At 64.0% G+C, this 25,491-nt stretch carries 17 protein-coding genes; 7 read left to right on the top strand and 10 right to left on the bottom strand.

The genetic code is table 11. From position 1 onward, the window contains the following. Window positions 1-11: 11 nt before the first annotated feature. The 3 genes from R9J51_RS15200 to R9J51_RS15190 form a co-directional block, all read right to left on the bottom strand. The gene (locus tag R9J51_RS15200; protein ID WP_179504942.1) at window positions 12-1,307 is read right to left on the bottom strand and encodes an FAD-dependent oxidoreductase; all 1,296 of its coding nucleotides are present in this window, start codon (window positions 1,305-1,307) and stop codon (window positions 12-14) included. 81 nt (window positions 1,308-1,388) lie between these two features. Beyond that, on the bottom strand, window positions 1,389-4,343 hold the full coding sequence (locus tag R9J51_RS15195; RefSeq protein WP_218847407.1) for a TonB-dependent receptor domain-containing protein: 2,955 nt from the start codon (window positions 4,341-4,343) through the stop codon (window positions 1,389-1,391). Window positions 4,344-4,598: 255 nt separating this feature from the next. Next, window positions 4,599-6,944: a transketolase gene (locus R9J51_RS15190; RefSeq protein ID WP_179504940.1), complete on the bottom strand. Its 2,346-nt coding sequence runs from the start codon at window positions 6,942-6,944 to the stop codon at window positions 4,599-4,601. Between the two features lie 125 nt (window positions 6,945-7,069). Between R9J51_RS15190 and R9J51_RS15185 the strand changes: the two genes are divergently transcribed. Continuing rightward, window positions 7,070-7,552: an Lrp/AsnC family transcriptional regulator gene (locus R9J51_RS15185; protein WP_168555199.1), complete on the top strand. Its 483-nt coding sequence runs from the start codon at window positions 7,070-7,072 to the stop codon at window positions 7,550-7,552. 21 nt (window positions 7,553-7,573) lie between these two features. On the opposite strand, the gene R9J51_RS15180 is transcribed toward R9J51_RS15185, so the two are convergent. Beyond that, window positions 7,574-8,623, bottom strand: a complete 1,050-nt coding sequence (locus R9J51_RS15180) for a LacI family DNA-binding transcriptional regulator (protein ID WP_169474654.1) — start codon at window positions 8,621-8,623, stop codon at window positions 7,574-7,576. A 207-nt stretch (window positions 8,624-8,830) separates the two neighbouring features. On the opposite strand from R9J51_RS15180, the gene hisD reads away from it, so the two are divergent. Together hisD and R9J51_RS15170 are read left to right on the top strand one after the other, a co-directional pair. Next, window positions 8,831-10,162 carry a histidinol dehydrogenase gene (gene hisD / locus R9J51_RS15175; protein ID WP_179504939.1) on the top strand — a complete coding sequence of 444 codons (1,332 nt, stop codon included), beginning with the start codon at window positions 8,831-8,833 and terminating at the stop codon, window positions 10,160-10,162. Then, window positions 10,159-10,944, top strand: coding sequence for an SDR family oxidoreductase (locus R9J51_RS15170; RefSeq protein ID WP_179504938.1), 786 nt, complete (start codon window positions 10,159-10,161; stop codon window positions 10,942-10,944). Before hisD ends, R9J51_RS15170 begins: the two co-directional genes overlap by 4 nt. 63 nt (window positions 10,945-11,007) lie before the next feature. On the opposite strand, the gene R9J51_RS15165 is transcribed toward R9J51_RS15170, so the two are convergent. Next, window positions 11,008-11,763: an SDR family oxidoreductase gene (locus R9J51_RS15165; RefSeq protein ID WP_179504937.1), complete on the bottom strand. Its 756-nt coding sequence runs from the start codon at window positions 11,761-11,763 to the stop codon at window positions 11,008-11,010. A gap of 119 nt (window positions 11,764-11,882) precedes the next feature. Here R9J51_RS15165 and R9J51_RS15160 point away from each other — a divergent pair, with 119 nt between their 5' ends. Then, window positions 11,883-12,773 (top strand): LysR family transcriptional regulator, encoded by an 891-nt coding sequence (locus tag R9J51_RS15160; RefSeq protein ID WP_179504936.1) that lies wholly within the window; start codon window positions 11,883-11,885, stop codon window positions 12,771-12,773. A gap of 48 nt (window positions 12,774-12,821) precedes the next feature. On the opposite strand, the gene R9J51_RS15155 is transcribed toward R9J51_RS15160, so the two are convergent. From R9J51_RS15155 to R9J51_RS15145, 3 genes are all read right to left on the bottom strand, one after another. Continuing rightward, a complete protein-coding gene (locus R9J51_RS15155; protein WP_248290342.1) occupies window positions 12,822-13,604 on the bottom strand; it encodes an IclR family transcriptional regulator in 783 nt (260 codons plus the stop codon). Between the two features lie 74 nt (window positions 13,605-13,678). Then, complete coding sequence (locus R9J51_RS15150; protein ID WP_179504935.1) at window positions 13,679-15,766, bottom strand: beta-galactosidase; 2,088 nt, start codon at window positions 15,764-15,766, stop codon at window positions 13,679-13,681. Window positions 15,767-15,799: 33 nt separating this feature from the next. Further along, on the bottom strand, window positions 15,800-17,377 hold the full coding sequence (locus R9J51_RS15145) for an alpha-L-fucosidase (RefSeq protein ID WP_179504934.1): 1,578 nt from the start codon (window positions 17,375-17,377) through the stop codon (window positions 15,800-15,802). Between the two features lie 215 nt (window positions 17,378-17,592). Between R9J51_RS15145 and R9J51_RS15140 the strand changes: the two genes are divergently transcribed. Together R9J51_RS15140 and R9J51_RS15135 are read left to right on the top strand one after the other, a co-directional pair. Next, entirely contained in the window at window positions 17,593-19,239 is a 1,647-nt protein-coding gene (locus R9J51_RS15140) for a DUF5597 domain-containing protein (RefSeq protein WP_179504933.1), read from the top strand. Between the two features lie 26 nt (window positions 19,240-19,265). Next, a complete protein-coding gene (locus R9J51_RS15135) occupies window positions 19,266-19,595 on the top strand; it encodes an L-rhamnose mutarotase (RefSeq protein ID WP_179506503.1) in 330 nt (109 codons plus the stop codon). Between the two features lie 7 nt (window positions 19,596-19,602). Here the strand turns inward: R9J51_RS15135 and R9J51_RS15130 are convergent, their stop codons facing one another. Continuing rightward, window positions 19,603-21,114, bottom strand: coding sequence for a tryptophan halogenase family protein (locus R9J51_RS15130; protein WP_432787543.1), 1,512 nt, complete (start codon window positions 21,112-21,114; stop codon window positions 19,603-19,605). Between the two features lie 68 nt (window positions 21,115-21,182). Next, a complete protein-coding gene (locus R9J51_RS15125) occupies window positions 21,183-24,095 on the bottom strand; it encodes a TonB-dependent receptor (protein ID WP_432787542.1) in 2,913 nt (970 codons plus the stop codon). A 385-nt stretch (window positions 24,096-24,480) separates the two neighbouring features. Between R9J51_RS15125 and R9J51_RS15120 the strand changes: the two genes are divergently transcribed. After that, on the top strand, window positions 24,481-25,491 hold the full coding sequence (locus R9J51_RS15120; protein ID WP_179504932.1) for a zinc-binding alcohol dehydrogenase family protein: 1,011 nt from the start codon (window positions 24,481-24,483) through the stop codon (window positions 25,489-25,491).

Below are 25,491 nucleotides of genomic sequence, written 5' to 3'. Positions count from 1 at the left end.
GGTGCGCGACCTTATCCTTCGAGATTTGCTGCAATCTTCTGGCGGAGCAAGCCCATGTCGACCTGGTGGACCGATCCCGAGCCCGCGATCGTCAGGGCATGGGCGGCGGCGGCCCCCATGGCAATGCACGGCCCCATGACCCGCACCGATGACAGCGCGGTGGAATCGGCATCGATGCAGCGCCCCACGGCCAGCAGGTTGTCGGCACCGGCCACCGCCAGCGAGCGCAGCGGTACGGTGTGGATATGGTCGGGTCCGAAGGTTTCCCAGACATAGCCCTCGCGGTTGTGGTGCTGCTCGAGCGGCCAGGAACAGCGCGCGATGGCATCGTCAAAGCACGTGGCGGCGCGCACTTCCGCGGTGGTGAGATGGTGCGTGCCCACGATCCAGCGGGTCTGGCGCACGCCGGGCAGGCCATAGGCCCGTACCCGCGCCTTGCCGAAAGCCTCGGGAAATTCGGCCCGCAGGAACACCAGCGTGCGGTCGGCCTGCTCCTTGCCATCGATCTGCTTCTCGGCCGCTTCGAACGGATCGAGCGGCGTTTCGATGTGCGTCATGTTGACCATGGCGATGTCGGTGCCGGGGAATGTCGCGGCAAAGCCGTCGCGCCGCATCATGCCATATTGCTCGCCTCGCTCGGCGATGCGGCGGGCCATCGTGTCCCAATCGGGCTTGTGTGCGTCGTCGATGCCCTCGACGATCAGCATCTGCGAGCCGTAGATCTGGCCTTCGGCCTGGACACGGCAATCGAAGCCGGCCTGCCAGGTCAGCGCCGCGTCGCCCGAGGCATCGATGAAGCCTTGCGCGCGGATGCGCACATCGCCGTGGCGCGTGGCGATGTCGAGTGCGGTAACCCGCCGGCTTTCGACATGGACCTGGCGGATGATCGCCCCGGTCAAAGGCTGGACACCGGCGGCGATCACGGCCTTCTCCACCCAGCGACCGAGCGCGACTTCGTTGTACATCACCACTTTCATCACCCCGCCCTGGATAATGTGGGCGTCGCCATTGGCGGTCAGCTCGGCGATGATCTCGTCGGCGATGCCGTGGGTGAGCTGGCGGCCATCCAGACCGGGGGTATAGAGCCCGCAGAACATGCCGATGATCGAATTGACCGCCTGTCCGCCCAGCGAGGGCAAGCCGTCGACCAGGATCACGCGGTTGCCCGCGCGGGCTGCCTCGATCGCCGCCGAAGCGCCCGATGCGCCGGAGCCGACCACGCAGATATCGCATTCGCGCTCGATCAGGCCGGGCGCGTCGCGGCGGGAAACGATGCGGGTCTCAGGGTCGAAGGGGCGTTCGAGCATCTTGGCACAATCCATTGTCAGCAAGGGAGAAAAATCCCCGAGGCGCGGGAGGAGGAAGCGCCCCGGGGCAAGTGGGAGTGATCAGAACGTGCCGCGGACCCCGGCCTTGAAGGACTGGCCGACCGGGTTGAACAGCACGTTGTTGCCCGAGCCGTTGGCGCCGGGAACGCGCGGCGGATCGGTGTTGAAGACATTGTCTACGCCAAAGAACACGTCGAACTTCTGCGCACCCTGCTGGCGCACCCGGAAGGTGGCGAGCAGGTCGACGTAGGTCTTCGATGGCACGCTGTTGGTGTTGGAGCTGGTCGGCGCGGTGATGGCATAGCCATCCTGATCCGGGCCGATGAAGGCGGCGTTGTAGAAACCCTTGTTGATCCAGCGGACATGGGTGGAGAAGCTGAACCGGTCGGGCAGGTCGAGCGTGACCATGCCGTCCACCGTCCAGTCGGGAATGCCCGGCGGCGTGCCCGCGCGCAGCCCAGTCTGCCCGGCACGCTCGGTGGGGCCAACCGCGTCGACGGTGATGAGGTCGATCACGTTGCTGGCCAGCACGCGGGTGTTGAGGCTGGCGTCGCCACCCAGGGGCTGGCGGTAGGACACCTCGATATCAAAGCCGCGCGCGATCAGCTTGTTCACGTTCTGCTGGGTATCGACGATGTTGGTGATCGCGCCGGAGGAGTCGCGCGTCACCAGCGAGCAACTGAGCGGATCGCCCTGGAAGCAGCGGGTCACGATGTTTTGCTGCCCCAGCGTGCTGATCGCATCCTTGATCTCGATCCGGTAATAGTCGACCGAGGCGCGCAAGCGGCCGAGGAACCCGCCGCGCGGCTGGATCACCGCGCCGACGGTGAAAGTGTCGGCCTTTTCGGGCTGGAGATTGGGATTGGACCCTTGCGTGATCGGCGCCACGGTCTGCACGCCGCCGCGCTGCGGGTCGGTGAGGATGCCCTGCGTCTGCGTGGTGGGGCCGAACAGTTCGGACACGTTGGGCGCGCGGATATCGCGCGAGCGGGTGGCGCGCAGGCGCAGCGCCTCGATCGGTGCCCAGGTGCCGCCGAACTTCCAGGTGGTCACGCTCAGCGAGCTGGAGGGGAAGAAGTCGCTCGAACGCTTGTAGTGCGTGCGCCGAATCGCGCCGTTGAGCCCCAGTTCGTCGAAGAAGGGAACATGGCGCAGGATCGGCGCCTCGATTTCGCCATAGCCTTCCGCCACGGCGATGCGGCCCGAAATCAGCGAGCCGCCGCCGGTAAAGAAGCGGTTGCCTTGCGAGAGCAGGTCGGCATCGCCCTTGACCGCATCGTTGCGGTATTCGCCGCCCACCGCCACGCCCAGTGGCCCGCCCGGCAGATTGAACAGCGAACCGGTCACGTTGGCCGCGGCGACATGCTCGGTCGTGATGTTGGTCTGATAGCCGTTGGCAGTGACATAGGCCTTGGCAGCGGCGAAGGTCGACCCGTTGGCGTAGCCGAACGGGTTGAGCGGAACGCAGGCGGGATCGTCGTTGGCGGTGGAAGCGTCGGCGTTGATCCGGCAGGTGGGCGTGCCGTTGACCGAGACGGAATCGATCGCGTTGAGCAGCCGCGAGGTGACGGTGCCGCCGGTCAGGTCGCTGCGGAAGCTGTTGCGCCCGAATTGGTAGTAGGCATCGGCCTTCCATCCGCCACCAAGGTCATAGCGCGCCTGGACGACAGCGCGGATCACGTTGTTGCGCACGTGAATCTGGCCGGGGCCGATATCGTCGAAGCCCTTGCCCAGGGTGAAGCTGGTCAGCCCGCTGGCGGCCAGGATCGTCGGGATGTCAAGCGTCGGGTCGGCCGAGCGTGGCAGGAACGCGTTGTCGGCGCGGATCGTGAGCGCGGTGTTGCGATAGGCGACCGCGCGGTGCCACCCTTCTGCATGGCCATAGTTGCCGGTGAATTCGAGCGTGAGGGCAGGGCTCGCCTCCCAGGTCAGGTGCGCCATGGCGTTGTAGCGCTTGGTCGGCGAGACGATCGGGAAATCGAAGTAGATGTTCTCGCCCGGCCCATCGCTTTCGCCGCCCACCTGGTAGAGCGAATTGACCAGCGAGCCGAACTGGAAGCGGCGCGGGGTGCCATCGCGGCCAAAGGTGATGCCGTCGATCGGGCGCAGGGTGGGAACCGCGTTGCCGGTGTAAGCCGAGGAGGGCGGAGTGGTCACGCCATTGTACGAGGCCGACCAGGGATGGACATTGCTGAGGATGTTGTTGGCCGGAAGGCCGGTCTGGCCGGGATTGCGGCCCCAGTTGATCTGCCCGTTGGCGCACCATTCGCGCACGCGGCAGGCCTCTACCCCATCGTTGGTCTCGTATTCGCCGCCGAGGATAAGATGCGCGCTTTGGCCGATCGCCCAGCCGCCCGCGATGCCGATCTGGCGCGTGCTGGCGTCGCCGTATTTCGAAACGCCGGCCTGGGCGTTGAAGCGATAGCCGGTCAGCTTCTTGTCGAGCAGCAGGTTGACCACGCCGGACACCGCGTCAGACCCATAGACGGCAGAAGCGCCGCCGGTGACCACTTCGGCCCGTTGCAGCAGGATCGAGGGGATCATGTTGGTATCGACAGTGGCCTGCGTGGTCGAAGGCACGAAGCGCTTGCCATCCACCAGCGTCAACGTGCGCACCGAGCCAAGACCGCGCAAGTCGAGGATGCGCCCACCCACATAACCGGCGGCAGCCGACAGGCCGGTGGACGCCGGCGTCTGTGTCGAGCGGAAGGCGGGCAGTTCGTTCAGAGCGTCGCCGATGTTGCCGGCGCCACGCTCGGCCAGGCGCTCAGCGCCCATGACCGAAACCGGGGTGGGGGCATCGAATCCGCTGGCGATGCGCGTGCCGGTAACCACGATGGGGCCGCCCGAAGCGGTCGTGCTCTCCTCGGCGGCACCATCGTCTGCCTGGGCGGCAGGGGTGCGCGGCTCGCTGGGGAGCGATTGGGCCAGGACCATCGTCGGCAATGTCGTCCAGGCCAGAGCGATGATGGAAACAAGCCTGCGCGCAGGCTGGTCACAAGACGCCTTCCTCATATGTCGATCCTCTCGTCGGGTATCTTCCCGTTGGGTCGCAAGCTACCTAATGTGATTTTAGATAGCAAGGTACTTTATTAGAGTTTCGAATGGCGTCGGTTTGGCAAGCGCAACGAAACGCGTGCGCGTCACAACCGGGCGGAGGCTTGGGCGTGCTGGTGAAAGCGGACACGGCAGGGCCCGGCCCCGCCAAGATGGTGGCGTCCCTGGCCCTGCCGCACTAAATGCGCTACGATGTTTGGGTTTTAGGGCGCGTCAAGCGTCCAGAAACAGTTCCGATGCGGCGTCGATGATCGCATCGACATCCAGTCGGTACGCCCGATAGAGATCGGGCAGATCGCCCGTCTGGCCAAAGCGGTCGATACCCAGCGGGCTCACGCGCATGCCTTTGACGCCTCCCAGCCAGGATAGCGCGCCTGGCGAGCCATCGATCACGGTGATGAGCCCAGCCGTGGCGGGCAGCCCCGAAAGCAGATGCTCGACATGGCTGGGTACGATCGGGCCACCGGTCCAGCGCGCGGCGCGGCGGGCCGACCAGCCGCGATGAAGCAGATCGGGCGACGTGACGTTGAGCAGGCCCAGCCCAGGCATGTCCTCCACCAGGGCTTCCCATGCGGCAAGCGCCTCGGGCGCGATGGCGCCGGTGAAAACGATGGCGGCTTCGGCATCGGGCGCTGGCTTGCGCAGCCAATAGCCGCCGCGGATCGCATCGGCTTCCCACGCGTCGTCGGTGCGTTCGATCTGCGGGATCGAGCGGGTGCTGAGCCGCAGATAGACCGAACTGCCGTCAGGCTTCTGCATGTGCTCGAATGCGTGGCGCATCAAAATCGCCACTTCATCGGCATAGGCGGGCTCGAAATAGTCGAGGTTGGGCTGGCCCATGCCGATCAGCGGCGTGTTGATTGATTGGTGGGCGCCCCCTTCGGCCCCCAATGTCAGGCCAGATGGCGTCCCCACCAGCAGGAAGCGCGCGTCCTGATAGCAGCCGTAGTTGAGCGCATCGAGGCCACGGGCGATGAACGGATCGTAAACCGTTCCCACGGGCAGAAGGCGCGTGCCGAATTGCGGGGCGGCAAGGCCAAGGGCCGCCAGCATCAGGAAGAAGTTGTTCTCGGCAATGCCCAGTTCGATGTGCTGGCCAGCAGCATGCCCCGACCATCGCTGGGCCGACGGGATCTTGGCGGCATGGAACACGTCCTGCAATTCACTGCGGCGGAACAGGCCGCGCCGGTTGACGAAGCCACCCAGGTTGGTGGTCTGCGTCACGTCGGGCGCGGTGGTCACGATGCGATCGCCAAGGCTATCGCCGCTTTTGGCCAGGTCCATGAGGATGCGACCGAACGCAGACTGGGTTGATTGGTCCTGGCCGTCGGGCGCAGGCAGGCGCGCCGGCACTGGCACGGCAGGGGCCTTGTGCTCGGGCGGCGTTGCGGCAAAGCCGCTGCGGCCGACAAAGTCGCGCAGCGCGGCAGCCACGTTGTTGCCCAGGCCGCCATAAGGCTCCCACTCCGCGCCCTCGGCAATGTTCAGGCTTTCGCGCAGTTGCGCGATCTGCTGCGGGTTCATCATGCCCGAATGATTGTCTTTGTGGCCGGCGAGCGGCAGGCCGTAACCCTTGATGGTATAGGCGATGAACATCGTGGGCGTATCGTCATCGGCCGCCGCGAACGCTTCCAGCAGGGTTTCCACGCAATGGCCGCCCAGGTTGGTCATGACCTGTGCCAGCGTGGCATCGTCGAACCCGCCGAGCAGCGCCTTGACGTGCGGCTTGTGGCCGATGTCGGCCATCAGGCGGTCACGCCAGGCGGCCCCGCCTTGGTAGGTAAGCACCGCAAAGTCGGCGTTGGGGCAGTTGTCGATCCAATCCTGCAGGCTCTTGCCACCCGGCTGGCTGAACGCGGCGCGCTGCAGCTTGCCATATTTCAGCGTCAGCACGCGCCAGCCGCAGGTTTCGAAGATATCGTCGAAACGGCGAAACATGCGATCGGCCGTCGTGCTGTCGAGCGATTGGCGGTTGTAATCGACGATCCACCAGCAATTGCGGATTTCGTGCTTGTAGCCCTCGATCAGGCATTCGTAGATGTTGCCTTCGTCGAGCTCGGCATCGCCCATCAGGGCGATCATCCGGCCGGCCTTGTCGGCAGGCAACTGGCCATGGGCGATCAGATAGTCCTGCACCAGGCTGGCAAAGGCGGTGATGGCAACGCCCAGCCCAACCGACCCGGTCGAAAAATCGACGGGGATCTGATCCTTCGTGCGTGAAGGATAGCTTTGCATGCCGCCCAGCCCGCGAAAGCGCTGCAACTGGTCCAGGCTCTGGTTGCCCAGCAGATAGTGGATGGCATGCAGGACCGGCCCGGCGTGTGGCTTGACCGCCACTTTGTCCTGCGGGCGCAGCGCATGAAAATAGAGCGCGGACATGATGGTCGTCATCGAGGCACAACTGGCCTGGTGGCCGCCCACTTTCATCCCGTCGCGCTTCTTGCGCACGTGATTGGCATTGTGGACGGTCCAGGCCGAAAGCCAGCGCAGGCGCGTATCGAGCGCTTCGATCGCCTCAACGTTGTCCTGCAGGTCTTGCTGTTGTGCAACGATGGCCATGGCGATCCTCTGATTTGCTGTGCGTGAATTTAGCCAACCATGGCCCAAGAGGTCATTGCAAAGATTGCGCGTGTTGCGCAGTATATTAGCATGATCTGCTGCTAGAGCGGGCTTGGAGCAATTTTATGCCAATCGACCGGTTAGACGGCATTGACTTGCGGATCCTGGAGCGCCTCCAGGCCGATGGTCGAATCACCAACCAGCAGTTGTCCGATGCCGTGGGCCTATCGCCCAGCCCCTGCTTGCGCAGGGTGCGCCAGTTGGAGGACAGCGGGGTCATCCAGGGCTATGTCGGCCTGGTCAATCCCGAAGCGGTTGGGCTGGGCGTTACCGCATTCGTGCGCATCCGGCTGGAGCAGCAGGACGACACGCGCCTGTCGTTGTTCGAAGCCTCGGTCACCAACTTCCCGGAAGTGATGGAATGTTACCTGATGACCGGGGAGGCCGATTATCAGCTGCGCGTGCTGGTCGGCTCGTTGAGCGAGTTCGAGGATTTCCTGCGCCACAAGCTGACGAAAGTGGCGGGCGTGTCTCAGGTGACGACCAGTTTCGCATTGCGGCCCGTTGTCTACAAGACCGCGCTGCCAGTCAGCAAGGGCGGGGCCTGACCGCTGCCACCCTGCGCCGGCCTAGCGGGTGAATTGCTCCACCCGCACCGGGCGCGAGCTGCCCCTGATGACCAGGGTGCCGGGGCAGACCACGGCTTCATGACTCTTGGGAGACTGGCGCAGGGCGTGGATCAGGCGCACGGTTTCATCGACCATCAGCGACGCCGGCTGGGAATAGCTGGTCAGCGCAAAGCCGGGCCACGCGGCCATCGGCACGTCGTCATAGCCGACGATCGAAATCTCGCGGCCGACATCGAGCCCGAACTCGTGCCTTGCCACGGTCACGGCGGCCAGCGCCATGGTATCGTTCGCGCAAAACAGCGCGTCCGGTCGATCGGGCCGCAAGAGCAGGCGGCGCGTGGCGGCCATGGCAGCGTCGAACGCGAAATGGCCGCATTCGCGCAGCGGCGCGGGATGGCCCTGTTCCGCCAGATAGGCAGTAAACCCGGCCTCACGCTCGATATTGGTCGACGCGTCGGGCGAGCCTGCCATGAACGCGAGCCTTTGGTGGCCACCGGCCAGCAGGTGCGCGGCAACGGATCGGGCACCGATCGCGTTGTCCCCCACAACGCATGAGGTTTCACGCTGGTCGGTGGTGCGGTTGTACAGGATGATCGGGACGCCTGCACGCCGGCATTCCGTGGCGAGCATGGACGACAGGCTTACCGACAACAGCACCAGCGCATCGATGCGATAATGCAGCACGTCCTGGATCGAGGGTTCGCCTTGTGCCGGAAACAGCATGAGACGCAGACCGGTCCTGTCCAGGCAATCCGACAGCAACTGCAGCGTCTCGACGAAGAAGGGGTTGGCAAGATTGCCCACCCCCACGCCGACGATGCCCGATCTGCCCCGGATCAACGATCGTGCCAGCGGGTTGGGGCGATAGCCAAGCCGCGCGGCCGCGGCGATGATACGTTCGCGCTTGTCCGCGGCGAGGCTGGAACCCGGTGTGAAGGCGCGCGAAACGGCCGATTGCGAGACGCCAGCCTCTCGGGCCACGTCGTGCACGGTGACGGACGGCGCCGCGGTATCGGCAGGGGGCAGATTGGCGTCGGACGGATCAACCATCCCTGGTTCCTATCGTTGGGCAGGCAGGCGGTCAAACGGAGATCAGCGCGATGAGCGCCTGGCATGCGCCGATCGGTGAATATGCATTCAAATCAAAAAAGCGAATTTATCTCTATCGAAAATTGCATATTCCAAATTCTTCGTGAATATGTATTCATTGGTGGGTGAAGCGACGGGAGTGACCGATCGCCAGGGAGATTTTCGCAGATGGCCCAATGGCTCAAGCGCGGCGCGGCCGCAGACGTGAAGGCAGCGACCGACCGCAAGGTGCGCGATATCGTTGAGGCGGCGCTGGCCGATATCGAGCAGCGCGGCGATGTGGCCGTGCGCGAGATGAGCATCAAGTTCGACGGTTGGGATCGCGACGATTACCGCCTGAGCCAGGCTGAGATCGATGCGGCGGTCGACAGCCTTTCGCCGCAAGAGCGCAAGGACATCGAATTCGCCCAGGCGCAGGTCCGCAATTTCGCCCAGATCCAGCGCGATTCCATGAAGGATGTGGAAGTCGAAACGCTGCCTGGCGTGATCCTGGGTCACAAGAACGTGCCGATCAACGCGGCCGGCTGCTATGTGCCGGGCGGCAAGTATCCGCTGCTCGCCTCGGCACACATGAGCGTGATCACTGCCAAGGTTGCCGGGGTTTCGCGCGTGATCACCTGCGCGCCGCCGTTCCAGGGCAAGCCGGCGCGCGCCATTGTTGCCGCGCAGGCCATGGCCGGCGCCGATGCAATCTATGCGCTGGGGGGCATCCAGGCGATCGGTGCCATGGCCATTGGTACGCAGAGCATCGATCCGGTGGATATCCTGGTTGGCCCGGGCAATGCCTTTATCGCCGAAGCCAAGCGCCAGCTGTTCGGCCGCGTGGGGATCGACCTGTTTGCCGGCCCCACCGAAACCCTGATCATTGCCGACGAGATCGGCTGCGACCCCGAAATGGCCGCGACCGACATCCTCGGTCAGGTGGAGCATGGCCCCGACAGCCCCGGCGTCCTGCTGACCAACAGCGAGAAGTTTGCCCGCGCCACCATGGCTGAAATCGACCGCCTGCTGGACATCCTGCCCACGGCCGAACACGCCCGCAAGGCGTGGGAAAGCTTTGGCGAAGTGATCGTGGCCGATAGCTACGAGGAGATGGTGCGCATCGCCGACGATATCGCCAGCGAGCACGTGCAGGTGATGACCGCCGATCCCGACTATTTCCTCAAGAACATGACCAACTATGGCGCCCTGTTCCTGGGCCAGCGCACCAACGTTTCGTTCGGCGACAAGGTGATCGGCACCAACCATACCCTGCCGACCAAGAAGGCTGCGCGCTATACCGGCGGCTTGTGGGTGGGCAAGTTCCTCAAGACCTGCACGTACCAAAAGGTCTTGACCGACGAGGCAAGCGCGCTGGTGGGTGAATATTGCAGCCGTCTGTGCGCACTGGAAGGCTTTGCCGGCCATGGCGAACAGGCCAATATCCGCGTGCGCCGCTTTGGCGGGCGCAACGTGCCCTATGCCGGCCAGGCAGAACCTTCGGAACTGACCAGGGCATGAGCGGGGAGAGCATCAGCGCGCTGCCGCAAACGCCCAGCTTCCGGCTCGATGGGCGGCGCGCGCTCGTCACCGGGGCGGGGCGGGGTATCGGCCTGGCCATGGCGGCTGCCCTGGCCCAGGCCGGCGCGGAGGTGACCCTGGTTGCCCGCACCGCTGCGGAAATCGAGGCGGGCGCTGCGGCGATCGTGGCTGCCGGCGGGAAGGCCCAGGCGGCCGTGCTCGACGTGAGCGACACGGCCGCGGTGGCCGCCTTCTTTGCCGCACGGCCGGCGTTCCACGTGCTGGTCAACAATGCCGGCACCAATCGCCCCATGCCGCTGTGGCAGGTGAGCGAGGCAGACTATGACGCCGTGCTCGATCTCAACGTCAAGTCGGCGTTTTTTGTCGCGCAAGCCGCGGTCAAGGCCATGCTGGCCGAAGGGATCGCAGGGGGCAGCCTCATCCACATCGGCAGCCAGATGGGCCATGTCGGTGGGCCCAACCGCAGTCTCTATTGTGCCAGCAAATGGGCGATCGAGGGGCTTAACAAGGCTTTCGCCCTGGATCTGGCGCCGCATGGCATCCGTTCCAACACGATCGCCCCGACGTTCATCGAAACGCCGATGACGAAGCCGTTTTTCGAAGACGCGGCGTTCCGTCAAAGCGTGCTCGCCAAGATCAAGCTGGGCCGCCTGGGCACGGTGGAAGACCTGATGGGCGCGGTCGTGTTCCTGGCCAGCGATGCTTCGGCCCTGATCACCGGAACCAGTCTGGTTGTCGATGGTGGCTGGACCGCGGACTGATTGATGGCGCAGGCCTGGCGGCGCTGCTCGACAAGCGAACAGCGCCGCCAGGCACCGATCGCGTCAGATCTGGGCCATGCCGCCATCGACGAAGAGTTCGATGCCATTGACGAAACTCGCCTGGTCCGAAGCGAGGAACAGCACGGCCTTGGCCACTTCCTGGGGCTGACCAACGCGACCGAGCGGCACTTGCCCGGCCAGGATGTCGAGCAGGCCCTGCTGGGCGGCGGCATCGGGGCCAGCCAGTTCGACGAGGCCGGTGGTTTCGATCGGCCCGGGGCTTACGGCGTTCACGCGAATCTTGCGGTCCTTGAGGTCGAGAATCCAGCTGCGCGCGAAACTGCGCACGGCGGCCTTGGTGGCAGAATAGACGCTGAAGGCGGCCGTACCGGTAACCGCGGCGGTCGAACTGGTCATGACCACGGCAGCCCCGTCACGCAGCAGCGGCAGAGCCTTTTGCACGGTGAACAGCACACCCTTCACGTTGGTGTCGAAGGTCTGCTGGTACTGTTCCTCGCTGATCGCGCCGAGCGGGGCGAAGCTGCCGCCCCCGGCATTGGCGAACAGCACGTCGATCTGGGCATGCTGCTGCTGGACGGCATCATAGAGCCGATCGATGTCGGCCAGGTTGGACATGTCGCCGCGCACGCCGGTCACTCGCCCACCGATGGCTTTAACGGCGGCGTCGAGCGTGTCCTGGCGGCGGCCGGTGATGAACACCGATGCGCCCGCTGCCACAAAGGCCTGCGCCGTGGCAAGGCCTATGCCCGAGGTGCCGCCGGTAATCACCACCACCTTGTTGTTGAAATCCTGCGTCATGGTTCATGCTCCTGATTGTATGGTCGGCGCGTTCCTGCGCCGCTGGAAAGGGATATGAACCTGCAACGATCTTGGCTGTAGTCTGCAGAAATGATACATATCGTTCCATCAGGGGAACGATGATGCGCGCCGATCTCAACGATTACGCCTATTTTGCCGAAGTGGTCGCCCACGGTGGCTTTGCCGCGGCGGGCCGGGCACTGCGAGAGCCCAAGTCCAAGCTCAGTCGCCGCATCGCTGCGCTTGAGACGCGGCTTGGCGCGCGGCTGATCGAGCGATCGAGCCGTCGCTTTCGCGTTACCGATGTGGGCCAGGCCTTTTATGAGCGCTGCCGCGCGATGATTGCCGAAGCGGAGCAGGCCGCAGCACTGGTTGCCGAAGCGCAGGCCGAGCCGCACGGGCGCGTCCGGTTCAGTTGCCCCACCGGCCTGGTCGAAATCCTTTCGGAAATCCTGCCGGGGTTTCTAGCGCGCCATCCGCGGGTGCGGTTGCAGCTTGTCGCCACGGACCGGGCCGTGGATCTGATCGAGGAGCGCATCGACCTGGCCCTGCGCGTGCGCGTGGCGCTGACCAGCGATGCCGCGCTGACGATGCGCACGCTCGGCACATCGGCGCGCATCCTGGTTGCCAGCCCGCAGGTGGCCAACCGCATCGGCAACGATCTTTCCGCGCTAGCCAAAGTGCCGACGTTGGGCACGTCCGACGAGATCGGCGAAGTGGAATGGGTGCTTGAACGCAAGAGTGGCGAGGCGCATCGTCTCCGCCACGAACCGCGCATGACGTGCAGCGATTTTACCGCGGTGCGCGCGGCAGCTATTGATGACCTTGGCGTGGCGTTGCTTCCCGATCATGTCTGCACAGCCGCCCTGGCCGATGGCTGGCTCGTTCACGTGCTGCCCGAATGGCGGGCGCAGACGGGGATCGTGCACCTTGTCTTCACCACCAGGCGCGGCCTGCCGCCGGCAGTGCGCGCCCTGATCGATTATCTGGCGGCGGCCTTTCCGAAATAGCGCCAGTGCGCTTGAAGCGGTATCACCGCTGTCGGCCGCGCTAGCGCGTCAAGGCCTGGGCGTATGGCCAAGCGAGATGGAAATCTCCTGGGCGGCCCGGTCGAGCATTTGCCGTGCGGTTTCCATGTCCACGCGTTGCGATCCGTCGATCAGTTCAAGAAAGGGTATCGTCAGCGCGCCGGCGGCCATGCCATCGGGCCCGAACACCGGATAGCTGATGTCGGTCACGCCGCGGGTTATCGGGCTTTTGCGCTGTTCGTGGCCGCGTCGGTGAATGGCGACAAACCGCTTGTCCAACGTTGCGCGCGATGGTGGTTGCGGGGTCAGGCGGGATGCCTGCTCGATCACGTGATCGCGCAGTTCCTCGGGTGAAAACGCCAGCAAGACCTGGCCCGAGCAACTGTTGAGGATATCCACCGCAGCCCCCAGGCGCAGCGAGAAGCCGCGCGTGCCCGGGTTCTGTTCGCGGGCGATCACCATGCCCGCGCTGTCGTTGATCACCACCAGATGGCAGGATTGCGCGGTATCCAGCGCCAATTGGCGCATGGCCGGCTTTGCGGTTTCGACCAGATCCTTGGCATGGGTCACGCGGTAGGCCAGATCGAGGAACTTGTAGGCCACCGAATACCGATCATCCTTGTGCGATTTGCGCAGGATTCCCATCTTTTCCATGACGATGACGATGCGAAAGATCTCGCCCACGGATCGGCCCAGTTGAACCGCCATTTCACTGATCAAGGCGCCATCGGGGCGGCTGGCGAAAAGCTCCAGCACCTCGAAAGCCTTCTCCACCGCGGGCGCGGCATAACTCGCTTTGGGACCTGTTCGCATCAATGCTCCGTCCGTCCTGGTTCAGGGCGGATTTGCATTATATGAGATATGGCGGCAGTCAAACGGCGGTTCCTTCACTCCACGATCTCTGCCCCATAGCCCGGCAGATCCAGGTGCCCGGTGTAGCGTTGCTTGCTGATCGCGCCGGTCTTGGAACCCGCGATGGGCACGGTGATCGGGGCGGGCGTGGTGTTGACGTAGAGCGTGCGCCCATCGACCTCGCGCGCGACGACGCCTTCGGGCGTTTCCGGGCCGCGCGCGATGCCAAGCTGGGCATAGAGCGAGCGGACCAGCGGGCCGAGCAGGGCCGCCTGCGGCGCGGTGGCAAGATAGATCGCGCGGCCCTTGCCAAAGCGGTTGACGGTGATTGCCGGGCTGCGCTTGGGCGTGTTTTCGAACGTCGCCAGCGTCTGCGCGGTAGAGGGTTCGAGGACTTCATAGTAGTCGTCGGTGCCGGTCAGCGCCTGCCCGGCGAACGAGACCTTGAGCGGCTGTGGCGCGCGATAGAATTCGTTGGTGCGCAGGCCGAACACATCGGTCAAGCCGCCGGGGAGGGGCGTTTCGAACCACTTGGCCGTGCTGTCCACTTTCGCGGAATAGCCGGTCATGATCACGGTGCCGCCATTGGCAACATACTTGCGGATTGCGTCTGACGTGGCCTGGTCCATGACATAGGCGCTGGAGAGCACCACCAGCTTGTACTTGTCGATGGCATCGTGGCCGATGTCGATCACTGCGGTGTCGATATTGTCGCGGTAGAACGGTTCGAAGCCGGCCTTCACCTGTTCCTGGTATTTGCCCTTGAAGTATTCCTGCATGGTGTTGGGCCCCTCGGGTGGCGAGGTCAGCCAGTTGGTGTCGAAGGAATAGTGCAGGGCCACTTGCGGTGTGTGATAGCGCGGGAAGCCGAGCGCCTTGATCGCCTTGAATTCGCGGGCGATCGTGGCGAATTCGTCCACTTTCCACGATGGCCGCCCATCGTGGTCGACCAGGCCGAACAGCGCTTGTTCCTCGCCACCGCTATGCGAATTGAATGTCCAGGCCAGGAACGTCTGCGAATAATAGAGCAGCCCGAAATAGGCCCACATGCGCGAACGGCCGGGTGTGCCATAGAAACCGCCCCCGCCGGCGGTGAATTCGTTGAACCACACCGGGGTGGTGTGGCCCGCCTTGTTCATCATCACCTCGAACGCCGCGCCCACCGGTTCGCCGGGATAGAACCCTTGCGCGCCATATGTGGAAATGCCTTCCCAGGCGCGCAGATAGTCGAAGCCCTTGCCCCAGGCGGTCGGCCAGAAGTTCGATGCCACGGGCAGGTTGGGGGCAAACTGCTTGCGCACGGCTTCCAGTTCGCGCAGCGCGCCCACCGTGTCATCCGACCAATAGCGGTGCAGGTCGAGATAGCGTTCGTTGGGGCCGGGGCCGTGGAGATAGGGCAAGTCGACCTGATCCCAGCTGTTGATCCGGCGCGACCAACGCTGGGTTGCCCAGGCCTTGTTCAAGGCTTCGATGCTGCCGTACTTGTGCTGGAGCCAGGTGATGAAGCGCTGCCGGTCCGCCTCGGAAAACGACATCTGGCCATTGCCGATCTCGTTGGTGTAACCCAGCGCGATGACCGCCGGATTGTGGGCATAGCGCTGCATGATCTTTTCAGCCATGCGGCGCATCAGGCGGCGGTAATCGGGATCGCTGATATTGTCCCAATAGCGCGTGGCCGGATGCAGCCGGGCGCCTTCCTGGTTGACCAGGTCCACCCCCGGATAGGCCTTGTGCAGCCAGATCGGCGCGGGTTGGCCGGGGATATCGACAATCACCTTGATGCCGGCCTTGTGCATTTGCGCGATGACATCGTCGAACCATTCGAAGGTGAAGCGGCCTTCTTCCGGTTCGAACGAATCCCACGACAGGTCGCCCATGCGCACCATGTTGAAACCGGCCGCCTTCATGATCGCGATGTCCTGCTTGATCTGCGCGGGCGAGCGATCGATCGGCTGGTAGCACGTGCCGACGAACAGATCGCCGGCGCCGGGCCAATCAGGATGCCCTTGTGCGCTTTGCGCGGCGGCCTGTTGGGGCACGGCGATGGCGGGCAGGGCGATGGCCAGGCCCAGGGTGGCAGCCGTGCGGGCGGCGCGGGCGAAAGCGGTGGAGCGGCGTGGCATGGGTCTGATGATCCTTGGCAAAACGCGATGAATTCAGGCGAAGGTGATTTCGAAGGCGGTGGCCTGGCGGGTGGGGCTGGCGGTGGGCAAATCGATTACCAGCGCCTGGTCGGTCTGCCGGAACGAAGCCCGGCCGCCATGGCCCAGCATGCGCACGCGCCGAACCTGGCGGCGTTCATGGGGATTGCCCTGCGCCAGCGCAGCAATGGCCACCGGGCCGGTCGCTTCGGCCAGGGTCAGCGCGTAAAGCGTTTCTCCCCGCGTGGTGAAGCGGATGTCCTGCGCGGTGTAGTCGCCGCTTTCCTTGAACATGCCCGAGGCGGTTTCGGTGGGCCCTTCGCCAAAGACGTGCCAGGGCCGCGTGCCGTGGATCGCAACGGCGTTGATCTTCATCCAGGCGGCCAGATCGGCCAGCAGTTGGTCTGACTGCGGCGGCAGGCTGCCATCGGCATATTGCACCACGTTGAGCAGCATGTTGCCATTCTTGCTGACGATATCGGCCAGCATGGCGATGATCTGCCGGGCCGTCTTGTAATCGGAATTTTCGGCGAAAAACCAGTCGCCGTTCGAGGTGTCCGTTTGCCAGGGCAGCGGGTGGATGCCGTTCATCACGCCGCGTTCTACATCCTGCACGCAGGCTTCCTTGTGGAACTCGCCCGAGCCGGAATCCTTGCAGGTATAGACTGCGTCGAGCCGCCCGCGGCGCGCGATGCTGGTGTTGTAAAGATGCGCGACAAGCGAGCGTCCGATCTCGCCGAACGGCAGGCCGCCGTCGGAATAGAGCAGGTCGATCTCGTAATTGTCGACCAGGTCGCGCAACCGGCGCAGCCACATGCGGTGGTAGGCCGTCTTCTGCGTGTACCAGCTTTCCGGCGTGTTGCGGAACGGCTCGTCATGGTTGCCATGATAGAGGTCGGCATAGGCCGGATCGGCGCCGTCATAGGCCACGCCCAGCTTGGGCCAGAACTGGTCGTAAAGGCCGTTGGGGTGCCACCAGGTATAGCTTGCGCCCAAGTGTTCAGACACGCCGAACTTGAGGCCGCGGCGGCGGGCGGCGCGCTGCCATTCGCCCACGATGTCGCGCCTTGGCCCCATCGCGACCGCGTTCCAGCGGTGATGGGTAGACTTCCACAGGTCGAAATTGTCGTGATGCACGCCCATCGACACGAAATACTTCGCGCCGGCGGCGGCATAGCGATCCATCAGCGCTTCGGGATCGAAACGCTCGGCCTTCCACAGCGGGATGATATCCTTGTAGCCGGATTCCGCAGGGTGCCCATAGGTCTTGCGGTGATGGTCATAGTGCGGATGGCCCGGCACATACATGAAGCGGGCATACCAATCGCCTTGTCGGGGCACGGCCTGGACGCCCCAGTGCGACCAGATGCCGAACTTGGCGTCGCGGAACCAGTCGGGCGTCTGATAGGTCTTGAGCGACGCCACGCTGGAATCGAAACGCCCCTTGGCAATCGGCGGCAGGCCGGGTTCGGGGGCAGTGTCCTGCTGGCCGGCGCTTTGACCCAGCGCAGCGGCGTTCGCACCGGCGGCGCCAAGGCCCAGCGCGGTGGCCACGGATCCTCGCAGCAGATCGCGCTTGGTGATTGCGTCCATTTCTACCTCCCCTGGCGCGCGGCGGCAAAAGGCGTGAAAGCCTGCGTCCGTGCTTGCTGTATTACCATATTTGCAAATGCATTTTCAAAATGCAACATCATTGGCAGGCGAATCGACAGATTTGCAGATTTGCCGGCGCGATGTAGATAGCGCTAACATAAGGCGGCCTGCTTGTGACAGGATCAAGCGTCCGCAAGCCCAGGCGAGGAGAGGTCATGAAGCACCAAAAGAGTTTGATCGCGGCTATCGGCCTGGCATTGGTGAGCCCAGCCTCGGCATGGGCGGCGGGTGGCCCGGCGGCCGATGCCGCCACGCCGCTGCCCCGGATCGAGACGCGCAACGGCCGTCACGCGCTGATCGTCGATGGCGCGCCGTTCTTCATGCTTGGTGCGCAAGCCAACAATGCGGTCAACTACCCGGCCTATCTCGATACCATCTGGCCCGTGCTCGATCGCATCCACGCCAACACGCTGGAGGTGCCGGTTGCCTGGCAGCAGATCGAACCGGTCGAAAGCCAGTTCGATTTCTCCTACCTCAGCACGCTGCTCGATCAGGCGCGCCAGCATGACAAGCGGCTGGTGCTGCTGTGGTTTGGCACCTGGAAAAACACCAACTACAGCTATACACCCGATTGGGTGAAGCTGGACAACCGGCGTTTCCCACGCATGAAGCGCAAGGACGGTGAAGACCACCAGGTGCTGAGCGCGCATGGCGCCAATACCCTGGCCAGCGACAAGCGCGCCTTCGTCAAGCTGATGGAATACATCCGCGCGCACGACGCCCGCAATACCGTGATCATGGTGCAGGTGGAAAACGAAACCGGCAGCTATCGCTTGCCCCGTGACCATGGCGCGGAAGCCGAGCGGCTGTTTGCCCAGCCGATTCCCACGGCCCTGGCGCGAGCAACCGGCCGCACCGGCACCTGGTCGCAGGCGTTTGGGGCGCAGGCCGATCGCTATTTCAACACCTGGTACACCGCCAGCTACGTCAACGAGATCGCCCGGGCCGGCAAGGCGATCAAGCCGCTGCCGATGTATGTCAACGCGGCGTTGGCCGGGCCATCGAACCTGCCTGATCCCGATGGCGTGGCCAGCGGCGGACCGCAGCAGGACGTGATCGACGTGTGGAAGGCCGCCGCGCCCGCGATCGACCTGGCCGCGCCCGACATCTATGACGGAAAAAGCGACAACGTGCTGTTCTATATGGACAAGTACAACCGCCCGGATAACGCTCTGATGGTGCCGGAAATCGGCAATTCGGTGCTGTTCGGCCGCTATTTCTATCCGGCGCTGGGGCGTGGGGCAATCGGCTTTTCCCCGTTCGGCATGGATCTGAGCGGCTATATGAACTACCCGCTGGGCGCCAAGGAACTCGACGACAAGACCCTGGGGGCCTTTGCCCTGCCATACAGCATGCTGGCGCAGATGATGCGCGATTGGGCCAAACTGGCGGTGTCTCGCCCCACCTGGGGCGGGGCCAAGCCCGATGACGGCAAGCCGATTTCCACCACCATGGGCAACTGGACCATCAGCGGCGATTGGGGCGAGTGGCAGTTTGGCATGAAGGAATGGACGTTCTTCAAGGCCGATCCCACGCCGGCCGCCGACAAGCCGGTTGGTGGCTTTGCCGTGATGCAGCTTTCGGACGATGAGTTTCTCTTGATCGGAGACCACGTGCGGGTCAATTTCGCGCCGGCGGCCGGCTCGCCCGGCAAGGGCATCATGCTGCGCGCCGAAGAAGGCCGCATGGTCGATGGCAAGTGGGTGATGACACGCATCTGGAACGGCGATCAGACCGACTATGGCCTGAACCTGACCGATCGCCCGCAGGTGCTTAAAGTGACCATGGGGCATTACCGGTGAGCACGCCGACCGAACGGCACGTGCTGATGCTCGATCTCCATGACGAGGCGGAGGCGATCCGCGCCTATCGCATGTGGCATCGGCCCGGCGGCCCGCCGGCGGCCGTCACCCGCTCGATCCGCGAAAGCGATATCCGCGCGCTGGAAATCTGGCAGGTGGGCGACCGGCTGTGCATGATCATGGAAACCGGGCCGGCCTTTTCGGCCGCGGCCAAGGCGCAGCGCGATGCCACCGATCCCGATGTCCGTGCCTGGGAAACGCTGATGGACCAGTTTCAGCGCCGACTGCCGTTTGCGCCGGCGGAGGTGAAATGGGTGCCCGCGGAACGGATCTATAGCCTGGCCGAGCAGCCCTGACCGTGCGCTATTCAGGCTGAAACCGCCAGGCCGCCCGCGTGCCTGATGAAATCGAGGTGCGCGGGCAGGGCGTCCACCCCCGGGCGATCAACCCGCGCATGCGGCCAAGCTGCGCTTCAAGCTCTGGCGCAGGAACCAGATCGGCCTGGGGATCATAGCCGCGCGGGATCAGCCCCTGGCCGAGCATGACGGCGGCCCAACTGGTTTGCGTGAACAGTTCGCCCGGCTCGATCATCAGGCGCCCGTTGGCGGCGAACAGCGCCATCCGATCGCGCAGGCTTTCGGGCACCTCCATCGCCGCGACATGGCGCCAGAACGGCGTGTCGCGGCGGTGTGTCTGCTTGTAGTGCAGGATCACGAAATCTCGCACCGTTTCGAAATCGCGGCGAACCAGGCGGTTGTACTGGGCCACTTCGACTGGATCGATGCGGTCGGCGGGGAACAGGGACAACAGCGTCGTCACGCCCTGCTGCACCAGGTGGATCGATGTCGATTCCAGCGGCTCGATAAATCCCGACGCCAGGCCCAGCGCCACGACATTGCGGTTCCATGCCTGCTTGCGACGCCCGGTGACAAAGCGCAGCGGGCGCGCTTCGCCCAGTGCTTCGCCATCCAATTGGCCGATCAGCGTGTCATGCGCGGCTTCGTCGCTGATGAAGTCGCTGCAATAGACATGGCCGTTACCCACGCGACGCTGCAGCGGAATGCGCCAGATCCAGCCGCCATCCTGCGCGGTTGCCCGCGTGAAGGGCCGGGGTGCTTGGTGCGTGCGGGTGCCGATCGCCAGGGCCCGGTTCATCGGCAGCCAGTGTGACCAGTCTTCATAACCGGTCGACAGCGCCTGTTCGATCAGCAACCCGCGAAAGCCCGAGCAATCGATGAAAAGGTCGCCGCCGATCGCGCGCCCGTCTTCCAGGCGCAGGCTTTCGACAAAGCCATCGTCATCGCGCAGGGCAACATCCACGATGCGGCCGTCCACATGCACGGCGCCGTGCTGCACGGCGATGTCGCGCAACAGGGCCGCATAAAGCGTGGCATCGAAATGCAGCGCATAGGCCATGCGCGAGAGCACGTTGCGCGGGTCATCGGCAGGCCTGGCGAACCGCCCGGCGTGCGCGGCCTGCGCCGGCAGCGAATAGTCGGCCAGTTCGCCCTGGCGCGTGCGCAGCCAGTAGTGGTGGAAATCCACCCCGTTCAGGTCTGCGCCCAGGGTGCCGAACGGGTGGAAGTAAGTGTGGCCCTGCGCGCGCCAATCGCGAAATTCGATGCCCAGCTTGTAGGTGGCCTGGGTGCGGCGGACGAGTTCATCTTCGTCAACACCGAGCAGCGCATTGAGGCGCAGGATCGGCGGGATCGTTGCCTCGCCCACGCCGACCGTGCCGATGGCCGATGATTCCACCACGGTGATCGTCACGCGGCCCGGCGGCAGGCTGCGCGCCAAAACGGCGGCGGCCATCCAACCGGCCGTGCCGCCGCCCACGATCGTGACATGGCGCACCGCGCTCTGGCCCATTTTCATTCCTCCGGCCTTGCCGTCGATAGCATGGTGAGCGGGCGGGCCATGCAAAGCGGCCCGCCCGCAACCGGTCAGAAGCGCACGCGCACGCGCGCCGACAGCCGACGATCATCATACTTGAAATCGCGCAGATTGGCCGAAGTGCCAAGATAGCTGCGATAGGCGGTGTTGGTGACGTTGGAGGCATCGAGCGTGAGCGAGAGGTGCTCGTTGAAATCATAGCTCGCCGATGTATCGAGCACGCCATAGGGGCGGACGAATTCGGGCAGCGTCTGCGTGCCCACGCCGGTTGTGGTCAGCAGGTATTTGCTGCGCCAATTATAGGCCAGGCGAAAGTTGAAGCCGAACTTGTCATAGAGCGCGATCAGGTTGAAGCTGTGCTTCGACAGGCCGATCAGCGGCACCGCCACCTGGTTGGTGCTGCCTGCCGTGCCCTGGGCGATCACGCCGGCGTTGCTGTCTGCCAGCGTGTAGTTGGCTTGAACCCCGAAGCCCGAGAGCCAGCCGGGCAGGAAATCGAAGAAGCGCTGTGCGCCGATTTCGAAACCCTTTACGCCGCCCTTCGACACGTTGACCAGCGTGGTCACGTTGAATTCGACGTTGCCCACGCCTTCGATATCGCGCGTCATCGAATAAGTGCGGTTATCGACCAGATCGCGCAGGTTCTTCTTGAACAGCGTGGCATAGACATAGCCGGTGGGCGAGAAATACCATTCCAGTGAGGCATCGAACGACGTCACGCGCTCGGGCTTCAGGTTGGGATTGCCCGCAACCGTGCCGGTGCCGGCATAAGGGTTGGTCTGGGCGTCATAGGGCAGACTGGGGTTGACGGTGGTCGGCGTGGTGCTGGTGCCGTTGTAGGTTGGCGTCAGCGAATAGCTGGGGTTGAGCTGGGTGAAATCAGGACGGTTGATGTTCTTGGAAAACGCGAAGCGAGCCTGGAGCGTGGGCGTCATTTTCAGGCGCAGGTTCACGCTGGGCAGCCACTTGGTATAGTCCTGCCCACCGGTATAGGGCTCGACCACGGTGACGGCCGAGGTCGAACTGTCGGTGCGATAGCTCAGCACGCTCGATCCCACGCCGGTCTGCTTGGTCTGGACATAGCGCACGCCCGCGTTGCCGTCCCAGTCCATGCCCAGCACGGTGGATCCGAACATGGCGCGGATATAGGCCGAGGTGGTCTTTTCGGTGACGCGGCCGTTGAACGCGTCGGGTGAATCGAACGAGCGGAACGCAATGTTCTGGCCGGAAATGGCCTTCACATCGGCAAAGGCCTGGCTGGGATTGGCCGCCGAACTGAGCCGCCACTGCAAGACCTTGCCGAACACCGAACTTGCGGCCTGGCCGCGCAGCAGCGAGCTTTGCAGCGCATTGGCCTCGACGAATTCGGGGAAATCGGCCCCGGTGCACACCGAATTGGGGCAATTGGAGCCATCGATCGCCGTCCATGTGCCCCAGGTCGTATTGCGGTTGATCGCGCGCTTGTTGGAATAGCGGGCGCCCACGGTGATCTTGCGCAGCAGGCCGCTTTCGCCAAAGTCCCAATCGAGATCGGCGCGCAGGCTGTCGGCATCGGCCTTGTTGTCTTCGGCATAGGGCTGGATCGCGGTAAACGCATAGTTGGCCGGATCGGTGAGATAGCCTGGCGTGTCGATCAACAGCGAGGGCGTCTTGCCGCGGGTATCGAACAGCAGATTGTAATGCTGGCCCGATTGCGCCGGCGTCAGCAGTGTCATCGTGAGGTTGACCTGCTGGACTTGCGCGGTCGAATGGATGTGCTGGTAATCCACCGAGGCATGCAGGTTGCTGGCCAGTTCCCACTTCATGCCCGCCGAATAATCGTTGGTCATGGTCTTGCGATTGCCTTGATAGACAACCGCAGCCCCGTTGGGATCTTGCAACGAACCCGAAGTCGCCACGCCGTTGTCGACCGTGTAGGTCGATCCCGGGGTTGGCGCCAGGTCGCTGCCATAGGCAAAGAACGACAGGCCATAGTCGTGATAGCGATAGTGCGCCGTCAGGAACTGCGCGTAGATTTCCAGGTTGCTTGAAGGCTTCCACTGCAGTGCGGCCGCGGCGCTGAAGCGCTTGCGGTCACCCACTGCATCGTTGAAGCCGCCGCCTCCCGGCACCTGCACGTTCTGCGTTTCATAGCCCGGCACCAGGGAGTCGAGCACCGTGGCGCCCGACATGGCGTTGGGGCCATGGTAGTAATACGGCTCCATCTGAACCGCATCCTGGCGGAACGCGGTTTGCTGCCACGAGGCGTTTACCAGGAAGCCGATCTCGCCCAGCCCGGTTTCCCAGCGATTGCTGTACAGGCCCGAAGCGCCGAAATGCTGCTTCTTGGCAAAATCGTAGTTCGTGGTGCTGCCGGTCAAAGACACGACCTGGCCCTTGGAATCAAAGGGCATGCGCGTGCGCAGGTTGACCGTACCGCCCAGCGAACCTTCGATCAGTTCGGCCGACGGGTTCTTGTAGACATCCACCCCCGAAAGCAGATCGGGACCGATTTCTTCCAGCGATAGGCCGCGCCCGCCGTTGGCCGAGAAGATGTCGCGGCCGTTCAGTTCGGTGCGCACTTCGGTAAGCCCGCGAATGGCGATCGCGCTGCCTTCGCCACGATTGCGTTGGATCTGGATCCCCGAAATGCGCTGCAGCGCTTCGGCCACGTTGGTGTCGGGCAGGCGGCCAATGTCCTGCGACGTGATCGAGTCGACCAACTGGCTGGCGTTGCGCTTGATCGCCTGGGCCGTCGCCAGGCTCTGCCGCAGCCCGCTGACCACGATGGCACCCTGGGTGGTGCTATCATCGTCTGCGTTGGCTGGCGGTGTACCGGTGGTGGTGGTGGTGACGGTGGATTGCGGCGTTTGGGGCGCCGTCGCGTCGGTTTGCGCTGCGGTCTGGGCCACTGCGTGATGGCTGCACGCCAGCGCCAATGCGAGTGTCGACGCCCCACCGAAAACCTGTCTGATCGCAATCACGAATTGCCCTCCCATGATCCAGGCCGCGCATCGCGGCATCTGCGTTGTGAGCGGTATCATAGTGCAACTTGCCACAAATGAAAATACAAATGCATATGTGAAAATTATTGAGGTGCTTTGCGGTGATCGAGGCGACGGAAGGTGAGGCGTGAAGGTGAACTTAAAATATTGAATACAAATAAATAAAATTCGGCTGGTGGCGCGCTCTCGGCGTATCTTGCTTGGCCTGCCCGCGCGGGGAACCGCCCTTGTTATCAGCCTCGCGTGATGCCGATTGCCAGCCTCATGGCCTTCGTCCGAGTCTCGAACGAAATCCGTCATTGCATAAACGATAATTGCATTTCATATTTGCAATCAATTCCGCAACCGCGTGCAAGGCCATTCCATGAAAGCGATCGTTTGCCAGAAGCCGTTTGAACTTTCGGCGGCCAACCGGGCCTCGCCCGGCGCCGGGGAAGGCGAGGTGCTGGTCAGGATGCGGCGCGTGGGGCTATGCGGCACCGATTATCACATCTTCACCGGGAACCAGCCGTTCCTGAGCTACCCGCGTGTCATCGGCCATGAACTGGGGGGCGAAGTGGTGGAAGCGCCGGCGGGTTCCGCGTTCCGCGCCGGCCAGACGGTGACGATCAATCCCTACCTACCCTGCGGCAAATGCGTTGCCTGCCGTCGCGGCAAGCCCAACTGTTGCGTCAACATCGCGGTGCTGGGGGTCCATGCCGATGGTGGGCTGTGCGAATGGATCGCCGTGCCCGAACAAGCGGTGATGGACGTGGATGGCCTGTCGTTCGACGAAGCGGCGATGATCGAATTCCTGGCCATCGGCGCCCATGCCGTTGCGCGGGCCGGTGTTACCGCAGGCGATCGCGTGCTGGTTGCCGGCGCTGGGCCGATCGGTGTGGCGGTTGCCCTGTTCGCCCAACTCGATGGCGCGCTGGTGACTTTGCTCGATACGCGCGCCGCCCGCCTGGACTATGCCCGCGATGCGCTCGGCTTTGCCGATGTGCTGCTGGTGGATGCGGATCTCAACGCCAACCTGGCCGCTCGCACGAACGGCGATTTCTATGACGTGGTGTTCGATGCCACCGGCAGCATCGCGGCGATGCAGCGGGGCCTGGATTTCGTGGCGCACGGCGGCACTTACGCCTTGGTCAGCGTGGTGAAGGACGACCTCGTGTTTCCAGATCCGGAATTCCACAAGCGCGAAACCACGCTGCTTGCCTGCCGCAATGCCTTGAAGGCGGATTTCGAACGGGTGATCGCGGCGATGCGCAGCGGGGCCATCCCCGTGGCGGCGCTGCACACCCACAGCGTGCAGATGGCGGATCTGCCCGATCAGATGGCCATTCTGATCGCCGATGCCGACCGGATCTTGAAAGCTATTGTGGAAGTCTGA

Origin of the sequence: Novosphingobium rhizosphaerae (assembly GCF_050920675.1) — a bacterium.
Lineage (GTDB): Bacteria > Pseudomonadota > Alphaproteobacteria > Sphingomonadales > Sphingomonadaceae > Novosphingobium > Novosphingobium rhizosphaerae.
The sequence above is the reverse complement of the archived record's forward strand: the minus strand, read 5'-3'. Positions and strand labels throughout refer to the sequence as shown.

What these genes read in the sequence shown, in the direction of transcription:
- R9J51_RS15120 (WP_179504932.1), top strand. Translation starts at nt 24,481, where the DNA reads ATGAAAGCGATCGTTTGCCAGAAGCCGTTTGAACTTTCGGCGGCCAAC.
- R9J51_RS15160 (WP_179504936.1), top strand. Translation starts at nt 11,883, where the DNA reads ATGATGCGCGCCGATCTCAACGATTACGCCTATTTTGCCGAAGTGGTC.
- hisD (WP_179504939.1), top strand. Translation starts at nt 8,831, where the DNA reads ATGGCCCAATGGCTCAAGCGCGGCGCGGCCGCAGACGTGAAGGCAGCG.
- R9J51_RS15145 (WP_179504934.1), bottom strand. Translation starts at nt 17,377, where the DNA reads ATGGACGCAATCACCAAGCGCGATCTGCTGCGAGGATCCGTGGCCACC.
- R9J51_RS15140 (WP_179504933.1), top strand. Translation starts at nt 17,593, where the DNA reads ATGAAGCACCAAAAGAGTTTGATCGCGGCTATCGGCCTGGCATTGGTG.
- R9J51_RS15130 (WP_432787543.1), bottom strand. Translation starts at nt 21,114, where the DNA reads ATGAAAATGGGCCAGAGCGCGGTGCGCCATGTCACGATCGTGGGCGGC.
- R9J51_RS15200 (WP_179504942.1), bottom strand. Translation starts at nt 1,307, where the DNA reads ATGCTCGAACGCCCCTTCGACCCTGAGACCCGCATCGTTTCCCGCCGC.
- R9J51_RS15185 (WP_168555199.1), top strand. Translation starts at nt 7,070, where the DNA reads ATGCCAATCGACCGGTTAGACGGCATTGACTTGCGGATCCTGGAGCGC.
- R9J51_RS15180 (WP_169474654.1), bottom strand. Translation starts at nt 8,623, where the DNA reads ATGGTTGATCCGTCCGACGCCAATCTGCCCCCTGCCGATACCGCGGCG.
- R9J51_RS15195 (WP_218847407.1), bottom strand. Translation starts at nt 4,343, where the DNA reads ATGAGGAAGGCGTCTTGTGACCAGCCTGCGCGCAGGCTTGTTTCCATC.
- R9J51_RS15170 (WP_179504938.1), top strand. Translation starts at nt 10,159, where the DNA reads ATGAGCGGGGAGAGCATCAGCGCGCTGCCGCAAACGCCCAGCTTCCGG.
- R9J51_RS15165 (WP_179504937.1), bottom strand. Translation starts at nt 11,763, where the DNA reads ATGACGCAGGATTTCAACAACAAGGTGGTGGTGATTACCGGCGGCACC.
- R9J51_RS15155 (WP_248290342.1), bottom strand. Translation starts at nt 13,604, where the DNA reads ATGCGAACAGGTCCCAAAGCGAGTTATGCCGCGCCCGCGGTGGAGAAG.
- R9J51_RS15135 (WP_179506503.1), top strand. Translation starts at nt 19,266, where the DNA reads ATGCTCGATCTCCATGACGAGGCGGAGGCGATCCGCGCCTATCGCATG.
- R9J51_RS15150 (WP_179504935.1), bottom strand. Translation starts at nt 15,766, where the DNA reads ATGCCACGCCGCTCCACCGCTTTCGCCCGCGCCGCCCGCACGGCTGCC.
- R9J51_RS15190 (WP_179504940.1), bottom strand. Translation starts at nt 6,944, where the DNA reads ATGGCCATCGTTGCACAACAGCAAGACCTGCAGGACAACGTTGAGGCG.